The 2,036-nt window shown below is 70.0% G+C and carries 3 protein-coding genes; all 3 read right to left on the bottom strand.

Features of this window, described 5'->3' with window-relative positions:
• On the bottom strand, window positions 1–642 hold a 642-nt coding region (locus SD626R_RS05425; RefSeq protein WP_092564558.1), incomplete at its 3' end, for a phosphate/phosphonate ABC transporter permease.
• Window position 643: 1 nt separating this feature from the next.
• A complete protein-coding gene (gene phnC / locus SD626R_RS05430; protein WP_092564560.1) occupies window positions 644–1,522 on the bottom strand; it encodes a phosphonate ABC transporter ATP-binding protein in 879 nt (292 codons plus the stop codon).
• A gap of 4 nt (window positions 1,523–1,526) precedes the next feature.
• On the bottom strand, window positions 1,527–2,036 hold a 510-nt coding region (locus SD626R_RS05435; RefSeq protein ID WP_176697278.1), incomplete at its 5' end, for a PhnD/SsuA/transferrin family substrate-binding protein.

Raw genomic sequence — 2,036 nt, forward strand, 5'->3', positions numbered from 1 at the left:
GGTCGAGGTCCGGATGTTGATGTCCCAGCGGTAGACGCTGAGCCCCGCGAACCGCGGGACGATCTGGGGGACGACGCCGTACAGCAGTGTCTGCACCGGCGACGCCCCGGCCGCCCGCACCGCGTCGACGCTGCCCATGTCGATGTCTTCGAGGTCCTCCGCGAGCAGCTTCGCGAAGAAGCCGACCGTCTTGAACGTGATCGTGATGATCCCCGCGAGCGGGCCGAGCCCGACCGCCTTCACGACGAGGATGGCGACGATGATCGCGTTGAGCGCCCGGGACAGCGAGATGAACCCGCGGTTGAGGTAGTAGAGCGGCCTCGGCGAGAGGTTCTCGGCGGCCATGAACGCGACGGGGACGCTGATCAGGATCCCCGTGACGGTCGATATCATCGCCATGGCGACGCTCTCTATCATCTTGTCGGCGATCCGCTGCGCCTGTCGCGGCGTCGCCTCCGGCGGGAAGAAGTCGCCGAGCAGCGTCAGCCCGCGGCCGAACCCCTGGGCGATCCGGGCGGGGTCGGCGCCGACGCCCCACGCCGACCAGGCGAAGAAGGCGACGACGCCGGCGTAGGCGGCCCACTTGAACTCCCGCCGGCGGAACGCCGTCGGTCGCCGCCACGTCCGCGGTTCCGCGGCCATCTCAGGAGCCCCCGGACGCGGACGGGTCCGTCGTCCTGCCGTCGCCGGAGACGACGCCGTCGCCGGCGATCGGCCCGCCGGCGGGTCGACCCCCCTCGTCCGTCTCGCCGGCCGGGCTCGACCCCCGCGATTCGGGCGGGTCACCGCCGCGGTAGACGCGGTCGAGCGCGTCGTCGCCGAGCTCGTCCGCCCGCCCCTCGAAGACGACCTCGCCGTCGTGGAGCCCGACGATCCGGTCGGCGTGCTCGACCGCGAGGTCGACCTCGTGGATGTTGATCAGCACGGGGATCTCCCGCTCGGCGGCAATCTCGGTGAGCAGCCGCATCACCGTCTTCGACGTCTCGGGGTCGAGGCTGGAGGTCGGCTCGTCGACGAGGAGGATCTTCGGCTGCTGGACGACCGCGCGGGCGATGCCGACCCGCTGGCGCTGGCCGCCGGACAGCTCGTCGACCCGCTTGTTCTCCATGTCGCCGAGGCCGACGCGCTCCAGTATCTCGTAGGCGCGCTCGACGTCCTCCGGGGGGAAGCTCCGGCGGAACGCTCGCCACGCGGAGACGTAGCCGAGCCGCCCGGTGAGCACGTTCTCCATCACGGTGAGCCGCTCGACCAGGTTGTACTCTTGGAAGATCATGCCGATGTCGCGGCGGGCCTCGCGGAGGCCGTCGTCGTCGAGCGCGGTCAGGTCGGTGCCGTCGATCGCCACGGTCCCCCCGGTGGGTTCCGTGAGCCGGTTGACACACCTGATGAAGGTGCTCTTCCCGGCGCCGCTCGGGCCGATCATCGCGGTCGTCTCGCTGCCGCCGACCGAGACGTCGACGCCCCGCAGCGCCTCGTCGCCGGTCGGGTACGTCTTCCGCAGGTCGGTCACGTCGAGCGTCATCGGATCACTCGCTCAGCGACCCCTCGGTGTACTCGACGCCGTTGTACCGCTGGATGACCATGATGTTGTACCAGTGGCGCTTGTACTCGATGGGGACGTACTCCTCGTAGCCGGTGCGCTCGGCGTACGCCGTACCGGCGAAGTCGGAGTCGAGCCAGGCCGCCCGGATCCCCTCCTGGATGTCGGGGTGGAGGTTGTAGCGGTAGGCGACGGGCCCGTTCGGGAACGGGTCCGACGCCCAGACCACCTTGAAATCGTCGAAGCTCAGGTTGCTGTCGCCCTCGACGGTGTCGAGGAAACAGGTCGAACAGATCGGGCCGGCGTCGTAGTCGCCGGCCGCGATGCCGCGGGTGGTCTGCGAGTGGCCGCCCGAGAAGTTGACCTCGTAGTCCTCCTCGGCGGTCACGTCGAAGTACTGGTCGAACAGCGCCGACGGGGCCTGATGACCGGAGTTCGAGGCCGGCTCCGCGTGGGCCATCCGGACGTCGTCGTCCGCGAAGTCCTCGACGCTCTG

Source organism: Halorubrum sp. SD626R, assembly GCF_001261915.1.
Classification (GTDB): domain Archaea; phylum Halobacteriota; class Halobacteria; order Halobacteriales; family Haloferacaceae; genus Halorubrum.

Bases quoted from the DNA above. Each gene is read 5' to 3' on its own strand.
- phnC (WP_092564560.1), bottom strand. From the start codon at position 1,522: ATGACGCTCGACGTGACCGACCTGCGGAAGACGTACCCGACCGGCGAC.